We start from the raw sequence: 22,992 nt of genomic DNA, 5'->3' as shown, positions 1-22,992 counted from the left end.
GGCCTTGGTGCCTTTCTTCAGCCTACCGAGGCTATCTCCGCTTCGGTCAGATAACGCCACTCACCGGGTTCCAGTTCGCTATCCAGTTCTATGGCGCCGATTGACTCACGATGCAGGGCTTCCACTTTGTTGCCCACAGCGGCAAACATACGTTTTACCTGATGATATTTACCTTCGGTAATGGTCAACAAGACTTCGGTTGGGCTAATCAGCTGCAGCTGTGCCGGCCGGGTCAGCCCCTCTTCCCGGTGCAGCGCCAGGCCAGCGGCAAATTGTGGGATCAAGTCTTCAGTAACTGGGCTGGCCAGCCACACCCGGTAGCGTTTGCCGCATTCCTTCTTGGGAGAGGTTAGCTTGTGCGACCACTGACCATCATCGGTAATCAACACCAGACCTGTGGTATCAGCATCCAGGCGCCCGGCAATGTGCAAATTCTCGGGCTTTTCTATCTCCAGTAGACTGATGACCGAAGGATAGACCTCATCCACGGTTGAGCAGATGGTATCGACCGGCTTATGCAACATCAGATATCTGTTGCCTATCAAGCTGATAGGTTCACCGTCGAAGCACACTCTCATGCCATCACGCACCTTGAAGCTGGAGTCCTTGACGATTTCACCATCGACACTGATTTCACCGCGGTGCAGCGCCTTCTTGGCCATGGAACGGGTCAGCTCTGTAGACTCACAGATAAATTTATCTAAACGCACTTGGCTATCCAACCTCTTGAGTTATGCCGTGTCAATTGCGCGCCATTATGGAGCCTGACGCGCTAAAGGGCAAAGACTGTCAAACGCTCACTCAAATAAGCGCCTGTAACCTTTGCTTACAACTCCCGCGCCGCAGAGGCTCGCTGTCGCCGCTGCGGGACTTGTTTACATTCCCGCACTAGCCTTAACATAGGCATCACTGCGGTTTTCCCGAACAAACGGGTGTGCAGCCAATCTGATAAAAATGCCCCCTCGCGGGACAGCAAAGAACAAAGAAAAGGAAACAGCATGAGAAAAGTACTCATTGGGGGATTGTGTGCCTCACTCATCGCAGGCCTATCTGCCTGTAATGACAAAACGGCTGAGACCCAGGCTGAAACAGCCAAACAGCCGGAAGTCGCCAAAACCGCAACTGCCGCAGCCATCAGCCAAGCACTGGGCTCGGGAATTGAATTTGCCAACTTTGACAAGTCTGTTCGTCCTCAGGATGACTTCTATACCTATGTCAACGGCGGCTGGATCAAGAACACAGAGATCCCGGCAGATCGCACCAGCACAGGCGCTTTCTATGATCTCAGGGAAAAATCCCGTGACGATGTCAAAGCCATTATTGAAGAGGTGGCGCAGAGCAAAGATCTCAAGCCCGGCAGTGACGAGCAAAAAGTGGCCGACCTTTACCGCTCCTTTATGGACAGCGATACGCTCAACCAGCTGGGGATCAAGCCACTGGAGAGTGAGCTGGCAATCATAGATGCCATCAAAGACAAGCAAGCACTGGCGGCCTACTTCGGCAAGAGCCAAATTCTCGGTGGCGGCACGCCCATGGCCTTCTATATCGATGTTGATGCCAAGGACTCCAGCCGCTATGCCACCCATATCTGGCAATACGGCCTGAGCCTGCCGGAGAAAGACTATTACTTCAACGAAGGTGAGCGTTTCGTCAACATTCGCAAGGCCTTTGTTGAGCATATCGCCAAGATGTTCACCCTGGCCGGTTTCGCCGAGCCACAGCAAAGCGCCGAAGCCATCATGAAGCTGGAAACCGCCATCGCCGCCAAGCATTGGGATGTGGTTGAAAGCCGTGACAGCACCAAGACCTACAACAAATTTGAGGTCAAAGAACTGTCAACACTGGCGCCGGATATCGACTGGAACGCCTACCTGACTGCGCTTGGCGCCGACAAGCAAGCCGATATCATCATCAATCAGCCCAGCTTTATCGAAGGCCTGAACCAGATAGTCAAAGACACAGATCTGGCGACCTGGAAGACATATATGCGCTGGCAGCTGTTGACCCACTTCGCCTCAGATCTGAGCGAGCCGCTGGATAAAGAAAACTTCGAGTTCTTCGCCAAGACACTCAACGGCCAGCAAGAACAGGAACCTCGTTGGAAGCGCGGTGTAGCCAAGGTCAACAGCTTGCTGGGTGAAGTCGTGGGTAAAGTATACGTCAAGCGCCACTTCGCCCCTGAAGCCAAGGAGCGGATGGAGCATCTGGTGGAAAACCTGCGCGGTGCCTACGCCGACAGCATAGATGAACTTGAGTGGATGGGCGCAGACACCAAAGTTGCCGCCAAGGAAAAACTGGCCAAGTTCAACCCGAAAATCGGCTATCCCGACAAGTGGGAAGACTACAGCAAGCTGACTATCAAGGCTGACGACCTGGTCGGTAACGAGATCCGCGCCGGTGAAGTGGAACATCAGAAGCAACTGGCCAAGTTGGGCAGCCCCATAGACAAGGGCGAATGGCACATGACGCCACAAACCGTCAACGCCTACTACAACCCGACCATGAACGAAATCGTGTTCCCGGCCGCCATCTTGCAGCCACCTTTCTTTAATATGGCTGCCGACGATGCCGTCAACTATGGTGGTATAGGTGCGGTTATCGGCCATGAGATGGGGCACGGCTTTGACGATCAGGGTGCCAAGTTCGACGGCGAAGGCAATATGCGCGACTGGTGGACCGAGCAGGATCTGAAAGAATTTGCCGCTCGCGGCAAGGCGCTTATCGCCCAGTACGACGGCTACTATGTGTTTGACGACCTGCACGTTAACGGCAGTCTGACCCTGGGTGAAAACATCGGCGATCTCTCTGGTGTCACCATAGCCTACAAGGCCTACAAAAAATCCTTGGCGGGCAAAGAGGCTCCGGTAATCGATGGTCTGAGCGGTGATGAACGCTTCTTCCTCGGCTTCGCTCAAATCTGGCGCGCCAAGATCAAAGAGGAAGCCATGCGCAACCGAGTGGCCACAGATCCTCATTCACCGGCCAAGTTCCGCGCCATAGGTTCACTGTCCAATATGCCGCAGTTCTATAGCACATTTGATGTGAAGCCAGGTGACGGCATGTATATTGAGCCGGCCCAGCGCGTGAAAATCTGGTAATTTTACGCTTGCCAACAAAGGCGCCTCAAGGCGCCTTTGTTTTTAGATGAATAAAGTTTCATTTGAGGTTCAGCAAGGGTTCAGAGCAAAGTGCTACATTGGAGTCAAAGCCACTTAGAAGTCATTCTGAATGCGAGGCCCCATGACCCGATTATTCCGCACTTTCCTGGTTTTCCTGTTACTGCTTTCGGCGCGCACCGCCTACGCTCAACCTTCAGAGTATGAAGCTGAACCGAGAGACGACAGCGGCTACAGCCTGCGCCAAAACTCGGCCCATCCATTCAATGCCCTCAAGAAACAAAGCTTCAGCCCCCCAAGGCAGCCCGTCTCCAGCCTCAATGCCCTCTATCAGCAGGCACCGATGGCACAAAATGAACTGCACAGTCTCCTGTCACAGATAGCCAATCAGAGCCAGACCGAGCTGCAACTGGCCAAGGTGAAAGAGCGTCAACGGGCCGAAGCCAAGGTGGCGCACAAGCTGAATAACGACCCCGCCGCCCTGACAGATCTGGTGCGAGCCACCCTGATAGCCGACAACCTTGATGACCTGCAGCTGGCCTTTGACACCCTGAATCAACAGGCCAATGTGCTACAGGTCAAAGACAGGTTTGCCCAGCCAAAGGCCTCTGGCTATCGGGATATCAACCTGCTGCTGCAACTGCCGAAAAGTGGCCTGATTGCCGAAGTTCAGTTGCACTTAAGGGAGATTGCCGCCATCAAAAACGGCGCCGAGCACCAAGTCTATGAAGAGGTGCAGGCGATGGAACATAAGGCTGCCCGCGAGCAAAGGCCGCTGAGCGAGCTGGAACTGGCCCGGATCCAGAAGCTACGCCAGGAATCACACAAGCTGTACCACAAGGCCTGGTTGGGTTATAAACGCCAACAAACCCAGACTCTTGGCATAGAAAATACCATAGTCGCCTGACAAAGCTTGTCAGCGGCCAACAAGCCGCTATACTCCAGCGCATTGACCCTCGGCCAAAGCGTAAAATCATGCATGAAATCATAGAGCAACTGCAGGAACTGTCAGAGCAGGTTCCTGTACCGCTGGATCTGCCCGGCTTTGAAGATCTGGTGGATATCGAAGAGCAAATACTCATCCCTTTGCCTGCGGAGCTGAAAGAATATCTGCTGCATGCCAGCGATGTTATCTATGGCAGCCTGGAGCCGGTGACCGCTGCCGATCCCCAGTCCCACACCTATCTGCCGGAAGTGACCTCCTATGCCTGGTCGCTGGGAATGCCCAGAGATCTGATTGCCATCTGCCAAACCGGTGATGACTTTTACTGCATAGATCAGGAAGGTGTGGTCTACTTCTGGAACCAGGACGGCCTGGATGAAGAAGATTGCTGGGAGTCATTCTGGCAATGGGTCGAAGACGTCTGGCTGCAAAGCTGACACAGGTCGGCATTCCCTAGGCGCCACGCCATCAGACACATAGAAAAAACAGGAAGCATTATGTCCAAACAATATCCGCTCAACGCCATCGAGTTTCAGTGCCTGCGCCAATCTCTTGGCTTGGGCACCGCCCAGGCCGCCGAGTTGCTGAAAGTCGATGAAGCCGAGTTGCTCTCCTGGGAAGCGGGCGAGGCGCAGGTAAGCGAACTGGCTCAGAAAAAACTGCTGGAAATCGACGATATTATCGAGATGCAGGTGCTGAACACCTGTGATGGTATCGAGGCCATGTTCAAGAAAGAACCCAAGCGCCGTTTGGCCTTTGTGGTTTATCCCACCCAGGCGATTTACACCCAGTACAACCCTGAGTTTTTAAGCTCGCTGCCACTCACTGAGCTGTACAACACCGCTGCCTGGCGGATCAAGAAAGAGTGCAAACTGGTGCTGGAAGTGGATATCAGCCTGGTGCCATTGGATGTGGAATCCTACAAGGCCTTCAGAGAGCAGCAAGGCGGGCTGGGTGAGAGCCGCGAAAGCCGCGCCAAGTGGGCGGCCGCGCAGCTCTGAAATATCACGGCCCTGAAATACCGCGGCTTTGAAACCAGAGTTTGAATTAATCAGTTAAATTGGCGCTGGCTTTGTCCAGCGCCTTTTTCATTGCCGGACGCAGGTTAAGCCTGTCTCGGTAAGCCGCCAGTTTGGGCGGGATCTGCTGCTCAAAAATGGTGGCCCAGTTCAGAGTATGGGCCAGCAGTATATCGGCCACAGTCAATTCATCACCGAGCCAAAATGGGCTATCAGGCAGCCACTGCTCGGCAATGGCCGCGGCCTTGTTGAACTCCCATACGGCAGTGGCTTGAATCGCCGCCACCCGCTGCTGCTCCGGCAAGGCAAACCTGTGCTTGCCCATGGTCCATAACGGCTGCTCCAACTCGGTTATCACAAAGCTCAACCATTGATGATGATGCCCGGAGGCTACCGTGCCGGGCTTGGGCAACAGACGCCCCTCACCGTAACGCTCGGCCAGATAGAGCATAATGGCCGCCGATTCGGTCAATACCAGACCGTCATCCTCGAGCACGGGGATTTTGCCGCAGGGATTAAGCGCCAGGAACTCAGGAGTGCGGTTCTGCTGCTTGGCCATATCCACAAAGTGGAACTCCCAGGGCAGTTCCAACTCTTCCAACAACCAGGAAACCCGCAGCGCCCGGCTTCGCGGCGTGCCATAGAGTCGAATCATATTACTTTCCTTAAATTGCCCTGTCGCCATAAGCAATGGCTAACGCAGGTATGGTGGCAGAAAAGGCGCCCGCTGGCGCCATGATGATAAGGTCAACAGCAACAAGATACTCCCACTGCCTCAAGCTTGTCACTCAGTCCCTATTTCTCGGCGCTTATGTCTCACTTCTTATCTCAACTCTCTAGCATCCGGCCCTTGTCAGTTTGCCATCAAGGGCCGGGTGCCTGCCTCAGAAGTTAAGACTGACCTTGGTGTAGATGAAACGGCCTCTGGGGTTATGCACAGACATCACATAGCCATAGAGATCCGCATCGCCATCGCCTATGGCAAACGGCGGCTCTTCATCCAACAGGTTGTTGACCCCGAGCGTCCACTTGAACATCTCGTTGAAACGGTAGGAAGCCTGCAAGTCCACCAGGAACTGGGCATCCACCATACGTGACTTGTTTTCGGTAAAGTCCAGGGCGCCGTCGAAATTGATGTCCGGCGTATCTTCAAATTCGCCTATATAGCTGACATTGAGGTTGGCGGCAAAGTCGCCCATGGTCCAGTTAGTGCTGGCCAGCCAGCGGTACTGGGGATACTCATACTCGCCGGTATAATCCAGGCCGTCCTTTTCAAACTTATCCAGATAGCTCCACTCAAGGCCAAACTTGAGATCGCCATAGCTGTCCAGCTCCAGGCCGTAGTGAGCCGAGATATCCAGGCCCTGGGCCTCCTGGGAGCTTAAGTTAACAAAGCTTGAGTGAATCACATCAAGCACCCCGAGCGGCTCGCCACCGGCGGGGGGCAGGCGCACACAGATAGCGCTGTTTTGATCATTACAGTTGGCGGCATAGATATCGCCCAGAGGCTGCTCGTCTATCTTGTTGTCCTGGGTGATGTTCCAGATATCGAAGCCGATATCGAACTTCTGGCTCGGCGCCCAGATCATACCTATGTTCCAGGTTTCCGACTCCTCGGCGTCCAGATCCGGGTTACCGGCAAATACCGTGTTGTAATCCAGTACCTCACAGTCGGCCTCGGAGATACCCTGAGCGGCGCAGGCATAGGTATCTTTAAAGAAGTTACTCTTTTCCGAAGGGCCCAGGCCTATCTGAGCCAACGATGGTGCCCGGAATCCCTGGGCCCAGGAGGCGCGCATACTCAAGTCTTCCGTCATGCCCCAGTGGAATGCCACCTTAGGATTGGTGGTGGAGCCAAAATCGCTGTAATGATCGTAGCGCCCCGCCAGTTGCAGCTCAAAGCTGTCGGTCACAGGAATGGAAAACTCCAGGTAGGCGGCATACTGATCGCGCTCGGCCGCGGCGGAAACCGCTTCAGTCCCGAAGATAAGCCCGCGCTGGAACTGCTCATCGGGCACATCGCTGACATCCTCTTCACGATATTCCATCCCGGCCGCCAGCATGATATCCCTGTCTGCCAGGGTAAAGGCATGCCCCGAAATGCTGGCATCATAGGCGGTAATGTGTGACTTGCCCTGACGCACCAGACTGGTGGTAATGGCATCTATCACCTCGGGTGAGTTGATGGTGCCGCCAAAGGGGTTGTAGTTGCCGAGATTGATTTGCTCCTGCAGATAGTCCACCCGCACCCAGCCCTGGCTGCGATCCCCTGTCTGGGTCGACTCACTGCGCCCCTTTTGGGCCGAGACTTCCCAGTCCCACTCCTTGAAGCTGCCGCGCAGACCGGCCACTAATCTCAAGCTGTCGGACTCGATATCCCAGCGGCGGGGACCGGCATCCACTGTGCGGAAGCGACCTATGTCAATATCCTGACCAAAAGGATTGTTGGGATGTGAACCGGGAACCGTCAAACCTGCGGTTTCATCCAGCGGTGTGGCGGCGCCACCGGCCTTGGAGGTATTGTGCTGAGCCGCCAACTCCAAAAAGGCGGTCAGGGCGTCACTCAGGTGATACTCAAACTGACCTATGGCGCCTATGCGCTCGGCCTCGGGGATTACCAAGTTATAGGGGCCATAATCGAACAGGCAGCTGCCGCTCGATGTGGCGGAATCGGCCGGACAAGCCGGATCTATGGTCTTGACGCCATTGACATAGAAATACCCGGGAAAGCCCCGCGAGGAACGGAAATCCTCCCCGCCCCAGGGCGACTGATTGGCGGTACCAAACTGCCCCATCTCATCGGCGCTCAGGGTCGAGTTGCTGAAGTAATCCAGGATCACAGACGCGCTGCCCTTGTCACTCATGGTGCCCCACACCAGACTGGCGGTCTTTTCGTTGTAATTGGGGCCATCTGTGGCGCCATAGCCGAGATTGACTTCAATGCCTTCGATGTTTTTCCTCAGCACTATGTTGACCACCCCGGCGATGGCATCCGAGCCATAGATGGCCGAGGCGCCGTCCTTGAGTATATCTATCCGCTCAATGGCCGATACGGGAATGCTGTTGATATCGACAAAAGAATTGCTGACCCCTTCGGCAAAGGCACTGATGGAAACCCGGCGACCATTGATCAGCACCAGGGTCGCATCCGGCCCCATACCACGCAGGCTGATGGCGGCGGCACCGTTGGCGGTAGAGTCCTGGCTGTTGCCGCGGGTGGAGAAAGTGCCGGCCCCGGCCGCCGGCATCCTTTCCAGCAACTGCTGCAGGTTGTCGTAGCCCATGTTGGCAATATCTTCCTTGCCTATGGATTGAATGGGCGATGGGCCTTCCATATCGGTACGTTTAATCCGCGAGCCTGTGACTTCGATACGCTCCACAGACTCCTCGGCCGCGAAGGATTCTCCGGTAGGGGTCAAGGCAAGTGCGACGGCGCAGGCACTCAGGACAAGGTGAGGTCTGTTCATAATTATCCCTAATTTTTTCAGCTGTTTTTGTGGAAAACAACCACGACTACAAACTTCCGTGCTGTCATATTTTTTCAACATTTACCGATTCAACTTAACTCTTTAATATCTAAAGTCAATGCCTCTACCCGAGGTAAATTTGATTTTACTGATATAGGAAGTCGCCATGTCCACAGCCGCCGCGCCACTGCTTCAGGCTCGCTTTGCCGATAATCTCGGACTCTATTGGTTGATGTCTGGAGTCGGGAAGGTGCAAACAAGTCCCATGTGTGCTCTGCGTCGGCTTACAGGCCTGGATGCAAGGCGTGGTTCGCAGCAAATGGCCCAAGCCCTTTGCAAGAAACACAACACAGCAGGCAGGCCTGTAAGCCACGCCCTTTGGGGCTTGCACAGCAACCGGCTCTCTGCGTTATCCGACTTCGACAGGCCCCGGCATGCCTTCAGTCAGATGCCTTGAACACCAATTGCTGTGCAAGCCAGAGTGCCACGAGGACTTATTCGCACCTTCCTTAGCCCTCTGCCTCAGTATTGTCGGCCTTCCCTTGTTGCTGCTATGGCTGCCCATTGGCTTGTGGGGCACACGCCGCTATATCGCCAACATGAGCGCCGAGCTGACCGAGCGTAAGCTAGTGGTGCGCCGCGGCCTGCTGACCCGCACCGAAAATACTGTGCCCTTGGATAAAATCACCGACATGGCGCTTATTCAGGGGCCACTGATGCGCCTGTTCGGTCTGAAGAAACTCAAGGTGGAAACCGCCGGACAATCCGGCAATGACGCCCTGATAAGCCTGGTTGGCATAGTCGATGCTGACGGATTTCGCGCCGCTGTACTGGCACAAAAAGAGCGTTTGGATCACAAGGAGCCCAGCTCGAATGGACATGACAACAACTATGAGCAGCTGATGTTACTCAGGGAGATCCGTTCCGCGCTGGTCAATATCGAATCCTTACTGGCCCGGGAAAAGAGCGCGCCATGAATGACACCATACTGAATCGCAAAGGTTTTTCTTTCATTCACCTTAGGCACCTAATGGCCGCCATGGGCCCGGGTGCTGGAGGATCCCCTTATAATTCGGGCCTCCCAGAGGTGTTAACCAGTTTAAGAAATTCACCCCAAGCCCAGCGAAAATGCGATTCTTTGATTGAGTATTCCGGACGTCGTCTCACCTCTTTGCCGAGCCTGAGCACAGATAGCACGTTTCTGTCACGTATCGTATTGGCTTGAAACCTCCGCTGCCATCCCAGATGCCTGGCAGCCAGACCGATGCACCAAAGCAGGATTTCTGCCAACAAAGCTATCAGCAACAACACATCATAACGGCGTGGACAACGACTGCGGCTTTGTCTGAGTCCCATGCCGTATTGGGGACTTTTGAGGTCGCGAAAGGTTTCTTCTATCTGCATCCGTCTGGCATAAAGTTTGACCACCTGCGTTGACGAGAACGCCTCAGTAGGCAAGTTGGTTGCCAGTAACCAAGGCTCTTTACTGCCAAGACGGTAACTTTGTTGTGCCGTATGATTGCGTCCTGCTTTGGATGACCGCTTGTCGGCTCGATGTTTCGGCGCAGCCTTGTACAGATGTAAATGACAGCGCATAGGCGATTTTCGTCCCAGTTTTACGTAACCAATATGCCGGGCTTTCGCCGTGGCGGAGGGATAAAGCGACTTATTCGACTGCCATTGGGCATGATTGGCCAGGAGAAAGCCGACATCCCCACGGACACGGCCAAGCCAAAACCAACCATATCGTTCCACCTCCCGAAACCAGGTATTGCGGTAACCCGCATCGGTGACAATCAGTGGACAAACATGGGATGGCAGCACCTGTGCCAACTCAGCCAAGAAGGCGTTATGACTGCGGGGAGCATTGTAGTCGGCAAACGTGAAAGTACGCTCATACAGGGTAACCGAGCGCCCTTGCACACTGACAGAGGCTCGCAATGTCATCATCCGCAGTTGTTCACGGACATCAGACCAATCAATGAGGATTACCGGCATGGGATTAGTTGCACAGAGTAACTTGGCATGCCATTGATAAATAGCGAATTTATCAGAGTGTAGATGCGGGTTGCCGAGTAGCCTGTCTATCCGTTTGATGTTGTGCTTTGGCGCCACCGCGCCAGAGATATTGCGACCAAGCTGAGTCAGTGACAACTGATTGCCATCAAGTAACGCTTCTGTAGCAACCATCAGAGAATTAAGCCGTTTTTGATGTATTTGTGGGCATTGCTTTTTGAGTAAATCGTGTAAGATGTGGACATCACGCATGGTGTTGGATCTGGTAGTTTTTTGGCGAAATCAATTAGATCAATCAACACCATGCGTGTCTACTAAATTGAATAAAAAGGGAATTATCTGGGGATTCCCTAGGCCCGGGCGTTCTGGTGGCCGCAGCGGCCATAGGCGCCTCGCATCTGGTGGCTTCAACCCGTGCCGGCGCCGAATTTGGCTGGCAGTTGGCCTGGCTGGTGCTCCTGTTCTTTAAGGGTGCCTTGCTATCACTGTTGGAATTGGTGATGATCCAGGCCTTTATGACCACCTGCATCTTTGCCTAGTTGAATCTACGGCTGATGAGTTCCAAAACCCTGCCGACTGAGGCCCGTTACGGCAGGGGCATGCAACTCTGGGGCTGGCTGGGACTCGGTTACCTGTTTGGCTTTGCGCTGCTGTTTATCTATTGGTATTGCTACATCAAATAAGGAAGTTGCATGAACTGCTCACCGCTGGCGCAGCCGCGCTTTTTGGGGCTAAAACTCTCATCGACAGTCAAAGGCATCACCATGGCCTGCGTGCTGGGATTCACTCTTAGCCTAAGCGCTGCGCCGAAATCCGAACAAGAGCCGGCACCAGGCAAGGGTTCGGCGCCATCTGTCTGCCACAGCCATGAGCTGACACGACAGCTGCAGCTGATAATCAAGCAAAACCCCCTGCCCTTCAGCGGCGTAATCGAGTTGAGGCAAGGTAAAAAGACACTGCTGAGCCATGCGGCCGGAGAAAGCCAGGGCAACCCCATCACCTCTGATAGCCAATTTGTGCTGGGTTCACTGTCAAAGCAAGTGTTTGCCGTCTTGGTGATGCGGGCGATAGAAAGAGGCGATTTCAAGCTCAATGACAGCGCCGCCGCCCTGCTCGGCAAAGAGGCCGAACTGGATCCGGCCATCACAGTTGCCATGCTGCTGAGTCACACATCCGGCATAGGCATCCAAGGACAAGCCCTGCTGTTCACCCCGGGCAGCGATTTTAAATACAGCAATGACAATTATTGGCTGCTGGCCGAGATCCTCAAGCGTGAAGGCAACAGCGGTAATCAATTGCTGCAGCGCTTCTTTGATGCCGAGGGGCTTGAGCTCAAGGCCCGCACCGGCAGTATTGAAAGTATCCAGGAACAGTTACCCCATCTGGCGATAGGAAGAGCCGAGACAGACAGCGGCTTTGAGAGCGTGGCCGAGCAGTTGACTCTCACAGATAAGCTGCTGGCCAGCGGCGCCCTTATTGGCTCCGCCTCTGCCTTTGCCGATTTTCAGCAGGCCCTGCATCAGGGGCAACTGCTTAGCCGTGGCGGCTATCTGCAGTTGCTGGCGCCGAGAGGCAAACGCCCCCATCGTTGGGGCGAGCTGAATTATGCCGCCGGAATACAACTGAGCCCTGAGTTGCCCCTGGAGTTCAGCCACAGTGGTTACATAGCGGGTTATATCAGCACGGCGATTTATTATCCGGACTCGGGCTTCAATCTGGTGGTGCTGGAAAACACCTCTTGGTCACTCAAAGATATAGGCCGGGTGTTCGCCCTTCACGACAAGCTGCGACAGGCGGTGCGCGAAACGGCCGCGAACTGTCCACTGGAAAAAGCGGCAAATCTGCCCGGCTTTTAGGTATAATGCCGCAATACTGCGGAGCCTCCGCGCCTAACGCACCTAAGTCAATCGCCAGACAGTGTTAAAACTAAGCCGGGAGTCAAACCGGCCCAGGGACATTCATGACCAACAACGATATTCTGCGCCGCTTGCGCTTTGTCTTTAATTTCAACGACTCCAAGGTATTGCGTCTCTACGCCAAAATGAAGCGTGAAATGAGTGAAGCTGAGCTGGCTGGCCTGCTCAAGAAAGAAGATGAAGAAGGGTTCCGTCCCTGTGACGATCGTACCCTGTGCCAGTTTCTCGATGCCGTGATCATCGATAAACGCGGTCTGCGTCCCGGCAGTGGCATTCCGCAGCCGCTACCCAGCCTGAACAACAACATCATCTTCAAGAAACTCAGAATCGCCTTGGAACTGAAAGAAGAAGATATTATTGCCATTCTTGAACTGGCCAACTTCCGTATCGGCAAGGCTGAGCTAAGCGCCCTGTTCCGCAATCCGGAGCACAAGCATTACCGCTACTGTGGTGATCAGTTGATGCGTAACTTTATCAAGGGCTTGTCACTTAAATACCGCGGTAAATAAGCCAACAAGCAACAGCTGATATCTCCTTTGGAACCAGGCATCTGCCTGGTTCTTCGTTTTGTGTCATTACCATCTCTGACACCGGCAACCGAACTTGCCGCGTTTTAAACAAATATTTTGCACAAGCCCTCGCCCACCAACAACAAAGATCACATTTCATGGTAACCTATGCGGATTTAGATCACAGCCCGTCATCCACAAGCAAAGAACATAAAAAGGTTAGCCATGGACGATAATAAACGCCCCTTATATCTGCCTTTTGCCGGTCCGGCTATTCTCGAAGCGCCGTTGATCAACAAAGGTAGTGCATTTACCGAGGAAGAGCGTATTTTCTTCAACCTCGAAGGCCTGGTGCCCTACGTGATTGAAACGATCGAAGAGCAGGCCTCACGTGCCTACGATCAGTTCAAGAACTTCAGCAATGATCTGGACAAGCATATCTATCTGCGCAACATCCAGGACACCAACGAGACCCTCTTCTATCGTCTGGTTCAGAACCACATCACAGAGATGATGCCTATCATCTACACCCCAACCGTCGGGTTGGCCTGTGAGCGCTTCTCCAAAGACTACCGCCGTAACCGCGGCCTGTTTGTCTCCTACCCGAACAAAGATCGCATCGACGACATCCTCAACAACTCCACCCGTCACAAGGTGAAGGTGATAGTGGTTACCGATGGTGAGCGTATTTTGGGGCTGGGCGATCAGGGGATCGGCGGTATGGGGATCCCGATTGGAAAGTTGTCGCTCTACACCAGTTGCGGCGGCATCAGTCCGGCTTACACTCTGCCCATAACCCTGGATGTGGGAACAGATAACCCGCATCTGCTGGAAGATCCCATGTATATGGGTTGGCGCCACCAGCGCATAGGCGGTGAAGAATATCTGGAATTTATTGAAGCCTTTATGCAGGCGGTTCATCGCCGCTGGCCCGAGGCCTTGATCCAGTTCGAAGACTTCGCCCAGAAAAATGCCATGCCGCTGCTGGAGCGTTACAAGGATAAATACTGCTGTTTCAATGATGACATTCAGGGAACCGCCGCCATCACAGTTGGCTCACTGCTCGCCGCCTGTAAGGCCGCCGGCACTCAGTTGAGCCAGCAAAGAGTTGCCTTCCTCGGCGCCGGCAGCGCAGGCTGTGGCATCGCCGAAGCGATTATTGCGCAGATGGTTTCCGAAGGGATCAGTGATGAGCAGGCCAGGCGCCAGGTGTTTATGGTCGATCGCTGGGGACTGTTGCAAGACAATATGCCCAACCTGTTGCCATTCCAACAGAAGCTGGCGCAAAAGCGCGAAGAGCTGCAGCAATGGAGCAACTTTGGTGACAACATCTCATTGCTGGATGTGGTCAACAACGGCAAGCCAACAGTGCTTATCGGGGTTTCCGGCGCCCCAGGGCTATTCAGCGAGGAGATCATCCGCGCCATGCACAGCCACTGCCCAAGACCGATAGTGTTCCCACTGTCCAACCCCACCAGCCGGGTTGAGGCCACGCCCAAGGATATTCTGCATTGGACCAATGGCCAGGCGCTGGTTGCCACCGGCAGCCCCTTTGAGCCTGTGGTCATAGACAACCAGACCTATGAAATCGCCCAGTGCAACAACAGCTATATCTTCCCCGGCATAGGCCTTGGGGTATTGGCCAGTGGTGCCAAGCGGGTCTCTGATGAGATGCTGATGGCCTCTAGCCGCGCCTTGGCAGAATGCTCACCGCTGGCACTCAACGGCAGTGGTTCCCTGCTGCCTAAGCTGGAAGAGATCCAGAAGGTCAGCAAGCACATCGCCTTTGCCGTCGGCAAGGTCGCCATCGAGCAAGGCCACGCATTGCCGACTTCCGATGAGATGTTGCAACAGGCTATCGAGAGTAATTTCTGGCAACCTGAGTATCGCCGCTACAAACGTACTTCCTTCTAAGAGCGTCCGTGCCCATAAAAAAACCGGCATTAAAAATAATGCCGGTTTTTTATTTAGCCATTGGCTATCACATCTCGAATACTGTTGAGCAAGCGCCTATCGGTACGGGCCTTTTTCAACTTGCGTACACTTTCTTTGAGCGCCGATTGTGAAATACGATCATATATGCCGCTATATTCCTGCTCGGCAATGGCCTCGTCGGTATCCGCCAACTGGGCGATATCCTGGGCCATCAAACTCAGTTGCAACCAGGCCGACGCGATAAAAAAGCCGTGAAAATCGGCTCTCGGCAACAACTTGGCGGCACTTGGCGGCAACTTGTCCCAAGCCTGTTTGAACTCAAACTCCTTATCGTCCAGCAGTTGTTCAAAAAGATTGTCATAGGCTTCTTTCAGCGCCGTCGGCAACTTATCCATGGGCAGAACTTGAGAGCAGATATTGATGGCGGCACTATGTGCCTGTTGCCGGTATTGAGCATCAACTTGAGTCATTGTGTATTCCGTCTAAAAGCAGTTGGCGGCGAGTATAACATCGGCCATAAAGGGCAATCCATTCCATCAACCTCTCCCCAGTTCTAGCATCACCACGGGAAAAATCGCGGTTCACCTGCATTGCTGCAACAGTAAATCACCGAAGCGATTGGGTTAATCCACAATTAACTCTGGTCAGTCTCAAGCTTGGTGCGTATGCTTAAGCACATGATCTAAACACAACGTACTCGGTCAGCGTGAAGCCCTATTTTCTCAAATCAGTCCTCACTCTGCTGCTTCTGTCCGGCATATCTTCCTATGCCGCGGCACAGGACAACCCAGAGGCTGATCAACTGTTTAAGCTTATTGAAGATGGGCAAATCAATAACGCGGCGAAAGTACAGCAAACACTGGATCAGATAGCTAAGTTATTGGCGGACGATGATGATGACCGACAGGTAAGGCTAAGGCGAGCACGCTGCTGGGGTTTTGACTCGCAAAGCGCAGCCCAGATCGATGCCGCCATTACCTTTGCCAACCAACAGTTAGATGCTCCGGCCAATCAGTCCTATCCCGACGCGTTAACCGATTTTCGTCTCTGTCATGGCTGGTACTCCCAACAGAAGGGGGATATGGAACAGGCCAGAGCCGATTACGATCTGGCGCTGGAACAGGCTTATCACCTCGAAGATCATCGCCTGATCGCCGATACCCGCAGTATGCGCGGCGCCATGTATTCCTTTCAGGGCAACTTTGCGCTGGCGCTGGAAGATCTGTTGACGGCTCAGCGACTCTATGAGCAACTGCAACTGAATTATTGGGGCCAGTTTAACCTGATCGATCTCGCCACCAGTCTTCGCCGCTTCGGCGATCCACAGAGTGCACTCAACTATTATCGTCAACTGGAACAGCTCTACCGCCAGTGTAAGCCGCCGCCGGAAATGAGCAATCGGGACTATTAAATTGAGCATTAGGAATAAACCAGGTTACTACCACTTCCAATACCATAGATATTTTATTTGATTGTCATTAAAAGCTGCCTCACTGGTTGATTATAACGAAGGGAACCGACCTAATTAAGCCCTGTATCAACATCAACACGGAGACTAGGGGGAGCACTTCGGACTTTAGTCTTAATGCGATCATCTGACACCGAAATATCCAATGCCAATTTACTATTGACGTTATTTACCATATTGCGGATGTCAGCATTAGGGTCGGCAACCGTTTTCATTTCACCGGACAACCATTTTTTAATGCCGTCAATGGCGTCCATCAAACCAGGTTCAGCCACAAGGCCATAGGATTTAGCCAGGGCTTTTTCTTCTTCGCTGGTACGTCCTATCTTAAGCAGGGGAAAGTTCTCCGCCTGGCTCAGGCCAAAACCGACTGTGCCAAGCGCCACAAGATTTTGCATGCTGAATAATTTGGCACCGCCGCCAGCCTTTCCTTTTTGGTTGGAACCGCCTGCAACATCCGGCATACCGCCACCCATGCCGCCCTGTCCCATATTGACCACGTACACAGGCATTACGCCCAAATCCGAAAAGCCACCTTGGCCGCCTGCGGCGCCTTTACCTTTGCTGCCAAAAAAGCCCTTGCCCCAAGAATAGACATCAGCGGCCTTCTTGGCCGCAACCAATGAGCCTACAGCAATAACCGCCACACCAGCCCACTTCAGCCAGTTATCAATGGTTTTCTGGTCTACACCATTTATTGCATCGGCGAGATCTTGAATAGGCTGTGAAAGTCTGCTTTCTGCAAATTTATTAAATTGATTATTCAGTGATGTGAGAGCGCCATTAAATGTGGCTGCATTTTTAGCGGCCGCTTTTTGGGTTGAACCAAAATCATTGGTTTGCTTCGTCATTTCTTTAGCTAGGTTTTTATAATCTTCACCGAATAATGACTTCAACCCTTGCACTGACACTTGATCTGAAAAAACATCTTTTAATTTAGATGAGCTATCACCGGCTGCTGTTAAAATATCAATTAACAACTCTACAGGCTCACGTAGATCTTGTGTTCCTGTTTTAAAAACTTGCACTCCTTGTTGCTCCAAAAACTTTACTTTATCAGGATCATCAAAAACCGAAAAAACACCCTGAATAGAGGTTAATGCCTCGCTCGCGCTACCTCTTGTTTTTGCAAACATCTGAACCAGCGCACCCATCTGTCTAATTGCTTCCGGGCCTTTACCTCCATAAACGGTAAATAACTGCTCTGATATTGAGGCTAGCTCTTTTACGTTGACACTGCCAACAGCGAATTGACTATATAGATCATCAACACTCTTCATTACTGCTTCAGCATCTTTAACCCCTTTAGCTCTGAACTGTGCAAATAAACGTGCCGTTGATGCCGCATCAGCCCCAAATGCTTGCATAAACAGCCCCATATTCTCTAGGTTATCTTGAACGAATTTAAAATCACCAGTTTTTTCTAATAATACGTCTACACCTGCCGCCAATTGTGTAGCATCAATTCGAACGTCACTCTGAACTGAAAGATTTCTAATTGACTGTGACAACGAGGCAATTTCTTCATCGGCAATTTTTGCGTTAGTACCGATACGTGTCATTAATGCATCAAAATTGGCTATACCACGCACTGTGGCACCTGTTAAAAATGCAGTTCCAATCCCAACATACCGATTACCCAAGGTGTCAATACCACGAGCAGCAGCTGCGGTGGCGGTTCTTACCAAAGTCATAGCCTTCTCGCTACGCCTGGCAAAGTCGCTCATGGAGTTGCCATATTGACGAGCCTTGGCGGCAAGGTTGCCAGCCATGTTAATTACAATGTCAGTTTCTAACTTATTACCCATATCCACCTCAAACAAGAAGGCTAGCAATAGCTAGCCTTCTCATTGCATTTAAAGGTCTTGAGACACCAATATATCGACAGCTTTGTAATTAGTGTTATCTTCGCCATTATCAAGCGTTTTCCGCAACACTATCTTTTCGGCCGCCGCTCGTAGTGACACTGGAATAACCAGAAGAGTAGGCTTTATCTTAAGCGATTTACCTTCACTGTTTTTTTGCTCCATCATCTTGGTGATCATCAACTCGAAGTTAGCTTCGGTTAATGCAGCCTTTGACGCGAATGCCATCTGCCAGAAGGTAAAGCCTGCATTGCCTCGTGCTCTGGTTCCGAAGTAATAGTCATCGGTAGTGAACACGTTGAAATCACCTGGTTCTGTTACAGATTGGAACTCAGGGGCTAATCGTTCCTGCCAAACCAAAGGCTTTAAAGGTCGACTGGTATCCAACATGTACCAACCTGGGCCGGTGTCTGTTGCAGGATCCCCAATAACATTTGAAAATGTATTGACACCATCTTCTGATGGATGGTCAGCATCGAAGAAAGGCTGACCATCATAGCAAAGCTCGGTAAACCCATCTTTCAACAAACCGAAGACATATTCATCTGGGAAAATCTTCGAATCATGCCCCATTTCTTCAAAGATAATTCCATATCTCCCATAGTCATTATCTTCATAGTCAACACGAGGGATCTTTACTGATGATTCAAACATCTTGTTGACGATGTTGTATCCGTGCTTCTTCAGCTCTTTCAGCTGTCTATCACCAATCCACTCTTTTAAGCGTGGAAAATCCCCCAACCATCCATAGCCTGTAGCTCCGGCAGATGAAGGCAACACCGTAGCTACAAGCGGATAATCCGGTTTTGCTGAACCCATACCCTGGTCAAAGCGTCCTGCAAACGCTGTTTTGGACTCAATGACAACATTGTTAATATCAATTGGCGAAGGCATAATTAGACCCCTTTACTTTTAATTTTCAAAAATTGTTCTGTTGAAATACCAACATTTCGACAAACGGCAAGCTGAACATCATTCAACCCGTCATTATTTTTTTCTTTTTTGCCACTAATTTTTATTTCAGAGCTTAAATAAGAAAGACCAGCCGTGTTTGAAGCAAACTCAGCGAAACTATCCATACCCTGACTCTTACAACAAGCAATTAGAAACTCTCTTTGTGATGGGGCGAATACAGCATCACTAATTAAACCATCAACAACTTTTTCAGCTTCTTTCTGTTTAACATCGTGGTCACGAGCATTGAGAGCCGAAAGCAATTCTTCATCACTTGATACCTCTCTTCCCAATGCCTTTGAATATTTTGACCACTTGTCATCCATCTTGGCATTTAAAGCCTGCATTACAAGATTAGGTTTATTAGTCAAACCTATGCTTGATAACGCGATGATCTCTTTCTGTGAGTTGTAGTGAAAAGCAGGTGATAAAAAACGATACTCTCGGGTGTTGATTGAGTTTGATGCTTTCTTTGTCCAATCAACCTTAGCCCATATTTCACCGTTCCTTACTTCCAAATCTTCAACCCAACCAGCTGCCGGGGCTTCTTCTCCATTTGGAGCTTTTATCTCCTGACCATGTTCATAGTCAATGACCATTGGAACCTTCATGTTCTTGAAGGCATGAACAACTGCATTTGGATCTCGCATGATCCAGCTTCTTCCATCAAGACCTTTGATGTCAGGCCCACCAGGAAGAACCTGAACCCATTCTGGCGCAATTTCGCCAATTTCATTACATAGAGCGACAACACCCATCATTAAACCCTCTGAACCATGTTTAAACACCGTTTAAATCAAGCTGTATTGATTTAAACTTTTTTTTACGACACAACACACCGGATTAATCAAAAAGCCTTTTAGAATCGATTACGCGAGCATTTCTCCATCACCGCAACAGAAGAACTCTTGCACAGCCATACTTGCACTCATAATCACCTGCCAGTCTTGAGCGGTAACGCCCATATTGCACAAGTCGGAAAACGAAAGGTTAACAGACATATTACCAAGCTTAGTAATTGATGCTGCCGTGTGCTCATTCAAATAGATCAACCCCTCTATAGATGAACCATGCTTACTATTTACGACTTTAAAGGTTTCACCTTTAGCAAGTTCCGAATATTGTTCTTTAGCTATCAACTGAATATCTTCAGATTCTGAATCACTTAAGTGTCGTATTGAAACAGTCTTAAAAATGTTGCCATCAACTTTAATCCCGTCTACAAGATTGTACTGGTACATTTATGACAACCCCTCTATTGCTTTTCTTGATTCACGGTCAGCTTCTCGGCAAGCCTTTACAATTCTATATACTGCTTGTTCTGATATATTGTATTTTTTTGAAAGCTCAGTAATGTTGTTCCCGGAGAACTCGTCGTAAACTAATCTATAAACAATTAGCTTTTTAAAGCTCTCCTCCTTTGGAAGGTAAATTTGTGACCCTCCACAAACAGATATCAACAGACTAATAAACTTAAATGTTACTTTATCCTCAAAACCAAGGTCACTACACTTAGATATAAATTCATCAAAAAATAAACCACTACCACTATTATTATTGATGATTTCAATACCAATATTTATAGCATTTTCATTTTTGGCAATGTCACACCATTTAATAGACATTCTAAACACCTTTAGATATATGAAATATTGACCTATTGATAATATCCATTTCTTTTCTTGCTTGATTTAAGGTAAATCCTTCACCAGTCATTATTGATAGAATTTTTTCATCTATTTTACTTAAAACATCACAGATACCATTGTTAATATGATTGCGACCTCTCAACAATCTAACTTTGTGCTTCTTACATACCCGGTAAGCATGGATACAGCTAACACCAGCCATAAAGGCAGCATCGTTTACACTGGTTCCTTTTTTAACCTGGCTAACGATAACCTCTTCACCTATTTCTGCACAAAGCTCTCTAAACTTCTTGAAGTACACCTGATTTGAAACCCTGCCATTTACTATAGGAGCATTGGATTCCAATCCATTAAGTATTGCTTGAAACAGCTCTACGCTTTTCTTATCGTCAGGTGATAAGCCAAAGAACCCATCAACCAAGAAGCCTATCAGCAGTAAGTTGTCACTCATTACAGGATACCAAACCATAGCAAGCAAATTTATAAACCATGTTAATTTACACCTCGCTGAACACATAGTAATGCAAGTTAATAACGTCTAATTCAGAGCAAAAAAAAGCCCCTATATAGGGGCTTTAAGATGACTGTGCTAGATTGACTATCTAGGAATGTTCCCGTAAACAACTTTGTTAAGGAATCTATTAAGTGAAGTTCTTGATATTTTAAGCATGACATCAAGATCCCTCTTTTCTATCTCAGTATTGATATAATCAAGCATATCTTTCTGAGAGTGTTTTCCAGAAGAAACCATAACAGCAACCTTAGCTCTTATGTCAGATGGAAGCTTTTGGAATTTATAAATACGTTTATTCTTTTTTGGTGCAGCAGCGTTCCTTAATATTTTTAGAACATTCCTAGCACCTATGCTCTGAACAATAATCGCCAGCTCGTGACTTTCTGCTGATGTCAATCTTTCATTTTTCATTTTGACACCCTCCAGCGGTAGATCTCTTTATCATCGATATCAACTCAGAGGGAGTCATGCTCAAGGATTCTGATAGTGCCAAAATATCGATTTGATCTTTTAACGTGAGCGGACTATTACCGGTAACACCTCTGTCTTTTTTGCATTGTTTTGAAACCCCCTCAAACTGTGACGATATCAGGTTTGCCCTAATCGTCATTTCCATCACAACAGTATAGTCGCACTTGGTATCACCTTTAATCCAATGATTATACAGTTTGAAAAAGCCATTTAAGCTACCGACCAAGCTCTCTATTGATTTGTGTACATCACTTCGAAAGTCAATGCTTGGTACGTAACCTTCTACAGATGAAGCATCGCTATCGTAAGGGTGTAGAACTTGGATAACGTCATTATTGGTGGACAGTGTGAGTGATCTAGAGGTGTGATCTTGACGTGAGCTAGGCATGTGGCGCTCTCCTTGGATTTATTTTAAATCACCGGCAGGAGGTTCCAATCTCACTGGCGGTGAACTGGGCAAGGTTGGAACTACCGCATCCAAGGAGCGGCCTAGCCTAAGCTAGCCTCACCCAGCTCACCATAAATAGAGAGCTGTAAGCAAAAAACACGCTTACGCGTGTCTTGAGCGCCTCGGATTATAGCGGGGTTCCAATCCCGACGCTAGATTTTGCTAGCGCACTTATGATGATACATAAAGTTTGGCAAAGTTCAAGTTTGAATGTGCTAATCGCCCCTTATGAAAACACTTTCTCATAGTGCCATTTGCCCACACTTAGCGTCCTTTGAGAGCTTTTCTCATTAGCATTTAACCTGATTTTTTGTTCATTATTATCAACGAGTTAAGATAAAAGGATCGCCTACGGACACAAAAGGACGTATCGACCTTTTCTCAGTGCTATAAAAAGACCTCTTTTAATCAAAACGAGTAATGATCAAAAAGCAAATACAATTTAAAAACAGCATGTTAAACAAGTTTAAATAATTATTTTTTAAAATTTTTATTGCTCACTTTAATAGTCTAAATTCGTCCTTTTCTCGTCCATTGCTCATTTTAATTAAATCTAATATACACCGCCGAAAACAATGACTGCCCCAACATGATAACCGCACCACAAATCACCCAAACCCAGCCACCACGCGCCATACAGCCATCAGCAGCCCCACAAAACTCCCAGATAATCCCAAGGATTTCCACATAATCCCAGGTCTC

At 50.1% G+C, this 22,992-nt stretch carries 24 protein-coding genes; 11 read left to right on the top strand and 13 right to left on the bottom strand.

What is annotated here, in order from left to right; translation table 11 throughout:
- Positions 1-17 precede the first annotated feature (17 nt).
- Complete coding sequence (rsuA, locus tag K5621_RS04620) at positions 18-710, bottom strand: 16S rRNA pseudouridine(516) synthase RsuA (protein WP_025009053.1); 693 nt, start codon at positions 708-710, stop codon at positions 18-20.
- A gap of 288 nt (positions 711-998) precedes the next feature.
- Between rsuA and K5621_RS04615 the strand changes: the two genes are divergently transcribed.
- From K5621_RS04615 to K5621_RS04600, 4 genes are all read left to right on the top strand, one after another.
- Positions 999-3,098: a M13 family metallopeptidase gene (locus tag K5621_RS04615; RefSeq protein ID WP_221050564.1), complete on the top strand. Its 2,100-nt coding sequence runs from the start codon at positions 999-1,001 to the stop codon at positions 3,096-3,098.
- A 142-nt stretch (positions 3,099-3,240) separates the two neighbouring features.
- The gene (locus tag K5621_RS04610; RefSeq protein WP_221050563.1) at positions 3,241-4,023 is read left to right on the top strand and encodes a RelA/SpoT domain-containing protein; all 783 of its coding nucleotides are present in this window, start codon (positions 3,241-3,243) and stop codon (positions 4,021-4,023) included.
- A 68-nt stretch (positions 4,024-4,091) separates the two neighbouring features.
- A complete protein-coding gene (locus tag K5621_RS04605; protein ID WP_221050562.1) occupies positions 4,092-4,496 on the top strand; it encodes an SMI1/KNR4 family protein in 405 nt (134 codons plus the stop codon).
- A 60-nt stretch (positions 4,497-4,556) separates the two neighbouring features.
- Positions 4,557-5,060 (top strand): DUF4447 family protein, encoded by a 504-nt coding sequence (locus K5621_RS04600; protein WP_221050561.1) that lies wholly within the window; start codon positions 4,557-4,559, stop codon positions 5,058-5,060.
- Positions 5,061-5,106: 46 nt separating this feature from the next.
- On the opposite strand, the gene K5621_RS04595 is transcribed toward K5621_RS04600, so the two are convergent.
- Both K5621_RS04595 and K5621_RS04590 read right to left on the bottom strand, forming a co-directional pair.
- A complete protein-coding gene (locus K5621_RS04595; RefSeq protein ID WP_221050560.1) occupies positions 5,107-5,733 on the bottom strand; it encodes a glutathione S-transferase family protein in 627 nt (208 codons plus the stop codon).
- A gap of 229 nt (positions 5,734-5,962) precedes the next feature.
- Positions 5,963-8,545 (bottom strand): TonB-dependent receptor, encoded by a 2,583-nt coding sequence (locus K5621_RS04590; protein WP_101095511.1) that lies wholly within the window; start codon positions 8,543-8,545, stop codon positions 5,963-5,965.
- A 434-nt stretch (positions 8,546-8,979) separates the two neighbouring features.
- Between K5621_RS04590 and K5621_RS04585 the strand changes: the two genes are divergently transcribed.
- On the top strand, positions 8,980-9,522 hold the full coding sequence (locus K5621_RS04585; protein WP_221050559.1) for a PH domain-containing protein: 543 nt from the start codon (positions 8,980-8,982) through the stop codon (positions 9,520-9,522).
- A gap of 88 nt (positions 9,523-9,610) precedes the next feature.
- On the opposite strand, the gene K5621_RS04580 is transcribed toward K5621_RS04585, so the two are convergent.
- Positions 9,611-10,813 carry an IS4 family transposase gene (locus K5621_RS04580; RefSeq protein ID WP_221050558.1) on the bottom strand — a complete coding sequence of 401 codons (1,203 nt, stop codon included), beginning with the start codon at positions 10,811-10,813 and terminating at the stop codon, positions 9,611-9,613.
- Between the two features lie 116 nt (positions 10,814-10,929).
- On the opposite strand from K5621_RS04580, the gene K5621_RS20145 reads away from it, so the two are divergent.
- From K5621_RS20145 to K5621_RS04560, 5 genes are all read left to right on the top strand, one after another.
- Positions 10,930-11,100 carry a hypothetical protein gene (locus K5621_RS20145; protein WP_221050557.1) on the top strand — a complete coding sequence of 57 codons (171 nt, stop codon included), beginning with the start codon at positions 10,930-10,932 and terminating at the stop codon, positions 11,098-11,100.
- A gap of 15 nt (positions 11,101-11,115) precedes the next feature.
- Positions 11,116-11,244 carry a hypothetical protein gene (locus K5621_RS20140; protein ID WP_373289235.1) on the top strand — a complete coding sequence of 43 codons (129 nt, stop codon included), beginning with the start codon at positions 11,116-11,118 and terminating at the stop codon, positions 11,242-11,244.
- A gap of 9 nt (positions 11,245-11,253) precedes the next feature.
- Positions 11,254-12,417, top strand: a complete 1,164-nt coding sequence (locus K5621_RS04570) for a serine hydrolase domain-containing protein (RefSeq protein ID WP_221050556.1) — start codon at positions 11,254-11,256, stop codon at positions 12,415-12,417.
- Between the two features lie 104 nt (positions 12,418-12,521).
- On the top strand, positions 12,522-12,986 hold the full coding sequence (locus K5621_RS04565; protein ID WP_025009045.1) for a YehS family protein: 465 nt from the start codon (positions 12,522-12,524) through the stop codon (positions 12,984-12,986).
- A gap of 225 nt (positions 12,987-13,211) precedes the next feature.
- A complete protein-coding gene (locus K5621_RS04560) occupies positions 13,212-14,900 on the top strand; it encodes an NAD-dependent malic enzyme (protein WP_100142604.1) in 1,689 nt (562 codons plus the stop codon).
- Between the two features lie 53 nt (positions 14,901-14,953).
- On the opposite strand, the gene K5621_RS04555 is transcribed toward K5621_RS04560, so the two are convergent.
- Positions 14,954-15,391, bottom strand: a complete 438-nt coding sequence (locus tag K5621_RS04555; RefSeq protein ID WP_221050555.1) for a DUF3069 domain-containing protein — start codon at positions 15,389-15,391, stop codon at positions 14,954-14,956.
- 236 nt (positions 15,392-15,627) lie between these two features.
- Here K5621_RS04555 and K5621_RS04550 point away from each other — a divergent pair, with 236 nt between their 5' ends.
- Positions 15,628-16,332, top strand: a complete 705-nt coding sequence (locus K5621_RS04550) for a tetratricopeptide repeat protein (RefSeq protein ID WP_221050554.1) — start codon at positions 15,628-15,630, stop codon at positions 16,330-16,332.
- A gap of 110 nt (positions 16,333-16,442) precedes the next feature.
- Here the strand turns inward: K5621_RS04550 and K5621_RS04545 are convergent, their stop codons facing one another.
- From K5621_RS04545 to K5621_RS04510, 8 genes are all read right to left on the bottom strand, one after another.
- Positions 16,443-18,197 carry a phage tail tape measure protein gene (locus K5621_RS04545; protein WP_221050553.1) on the bottom strand — a complete coding sequence of 585 codons (1,755 nt, stop codon included), beginning with the start codon at positions 18,195-18,197 and terminating at the stop codon, positions 16,443-16,445.
- A 48-nt stretch (positions 18,198-18,245) separates the two neighbouring features.
- Entirely contained in the window at positions 18,246-19,148 is a 903-nt protein-coding gene (locus K5621_RS04540; protein ID WP_221050552.1) for a Mu-like prophage major head subunit gpT family protein, read from the bottom strand.
- A gap of 2 nt (positions 19,149-19,150) precedes the next feature.
- Positions 19,151-19,969, bottom strand: coding sequence for a phage protease (locus K5621_RS04535; protein WP_221050551.1), 819 nt, complete (start codon positions 19,967-19,969; stop codon positions 19,151-19,153).
- A gap of 108 nt (positions 19,970-20,077) precedes the next feature.
- Entirely contained in the window at positions 20,078-20,449 is a 372-nt protein-coding gene (locus tag K5621_RS04530) for a hypothetical protein (RefSeq protein ID WP_221050550.1), read from the bottom strand.
- Positions 20,450-20,833 carry a Mor transcription activator family protein gene (locus K5621_RS04525; protein WP_221050549.1) on the bottom strand — a complete coding sequence of 128 codons (384 nt, stop codon included), beginning with the start codon at positions 20,831-20,833 and terminating at the stop codon, positions 20,450-20,452.
- Between the two features lies 1 nt (position 20,834).
- A complete protein-coding gene (locus K5621_RS04520) occupies positions 20,835-21,308 on the bottom strand; it encodes a hypothetical protein (protein ID WP_221050548.1) in 474 nt (157 codons plus the stop codon).
- Between the two features lie 147 nt (positions 21,309-21,455).
- A complete protein-coding gene (locus K5621_RS04515) occupies positions 21,456-21,782 on the bottom strand; it encodes a DUF3486 family protein (RefSeq protein ID WP_221050547.1) in 327 nt (108 codons plus the stop codon).
- On the bottom strand, positions 21,772-22,230 hold the full coding sequence (locus K5621_RS04510; protein WP_221050546.1) for a hypothetical protein: 459 nt from the start codon (positions 22,228-22,230) through the stop codon (positions 21,772-21,774). The genes K5621_RS04515 and K5621_RS04510 overlap by 11 nt, the downstream gene beginning before the upstream one ends.
- Positions 22,231-22,992: the final 762 nt, after the last annotated feature.

This window comes from Shewanella carassii, from assembly GCF_019670705.1.
GTDB lineage: Bacteria > Pseudomonadota > Gammaproteobacteria > Enterobacterales > Shewanellaceae > Shewanella > Shewanella carassii.
The sequence above is the reverse complement of the archived record's forward strand: the minus strand, read 5'-3'. Positions and strand labels throughout refer to the sequence as shown.

Bases quoted from the DNA above. Each gene is read 5' to 3' on its own strand.
- K5621_RS04510 (WP_221050546.1), bottom strand. From the start codon at position 22,230: ATGCCTAGCTCACGTCAAGATCACACCTCTAGATCACTCACACTGTCC.
- K5621_RS04520 (WP_221050548.1), bottom strand. From the start codon at position 21,308: ATGAGTGACAACTTACTGCTGATAGGCTTCTTGGTTGATGGGTTCTTT.
- K5621_RS04565 (WP_025009045.1), top strand. From the start codon at position 12,522: ATGACCAACAACGATATTCTGCGCCGCTTGCGCTTTGTCTTTAATTTC.
- K5621_RS04580 (WP_221050558.1), bottom strand. From the start codon at position 10,813: ATGCGTGATGTCCACATCTTACACGATTTACTCAAAAAGCAATGCCCA.
- K5621_RS04605 (WP_221050562.1), top strand. From the start codon at position 4,092: ATGCATGAAATCATAGAGCAACTGCAGGAACTGTCAGAGCAGGTTCCT.
- K5621_RS04600 (WP_221050561.1), top strand. From the start codon at position 4,557: ATGTCCAAACAATATCCGCTCAACGCCATCGAGTTTCAGTGCCTGCGC.
- K5621_RS04610 (WP_221050563.1), top strand. From the start codon at position 3,241: ATGACCCGATTATTCCGCACTTTCCTGGTTTTCCTGTTACTGCTTTCG.
- K5621_RS04595 (WP_221050560.1), bottom strand. From the start codon at position 5,733: ATGATTCGACTCTATGGCACGCCGCGAAGCCGGGCGCTGCGGGTTTCC.
- K5621_RS04585 (WP_221050559.1), top strand. From the start codon at position 8,980: ATGCCTTCAGTCAGATGCCTTGAACACCAATTGCTGTGCAAGCCAGAG.
- K5621_RS04530 (WP_221050550.1), bottom strand. From the start codon at position 20,449: ATGTACCAGTACAATCTTGTAGACGGGATTAAAGTTGATGGCAACATT.
- K5621_RS04560 (WP_100142604.1), top strand. From the start codon at position 13,212: ATGGACGATAATAAACGCCCCTTATATCTGCCTTTTGCCGGTCCGGCT.
- K5621_RS04555 (WP_221050555.1), bottom strand. From the start codon at position 15,391: ATGACTCAAGTTGATGCTCAATACCGGCAACAGGCACATAGTGCCGCC.
- K5621_RS04570 (WP_221050556.1), top strand. From the start codon at position 11,254: ATGAACTGCTCACCGCTGGCGCAGCCGCGCTTTTTGGGGCTAAAACTC.
- K5621_RS20140 (WP_373289235.1), top strand. From the start codon at position 11,116: ATGAGTTCCAAAACCCTGCCGACTGAGGCCCGTTACGGCAGGGGCATG.
- K5621_RS04515 (WP_221050547.1), bottom strand. From the start codon at position 21,782: ATGAAAAATGAAAGATTGACATCAGCAGAAAGTCACGAGCTGGCGATT.
- K5621_RS04545 (WP_221050553.1), bottom strand. From the start codon at position 18,197: ATGGGTAATAAGTTAGAAACTGACATTGTAATTAACATGGCTGGCAAC.
- K5621_RS04540 (WP_221050552.1), bottom strand. From the start codon at position 19,148: ATGCCTTCGCCAATTGATATTAACAATGTTGTCATTGAGTCCAAAACA.
- K5621_RS04590 (WP_101095511.1), bottom strand. From the start codon at position 8,545: ATGAACAGACCTCACCTTGTCCTGAGTGCCTGCGCCGTCGCACTTGCC.
- K5621_RS04525 (WP_221050549.1), bottom strand. From the start codon at position 20,833: ATGTCTATTAAATGGTGTGACATTGCCAAAAATGAAAATGCTATAAAT.
- K5621_RS04535 (WP_221050551.1), bottom strand. From the start codon at position 19,969: ATGATGGGTGTTGTCGCTCTATGTAATGAAATTGGCGAAATTGCGCCA.
- K5621_RS04615 (WP_221050564.1), top strand. From the start codon at position 999: ATGAGAAAAGTACTCATTGGGGGATTGTGTGCCTCACTCATCGCAGGC.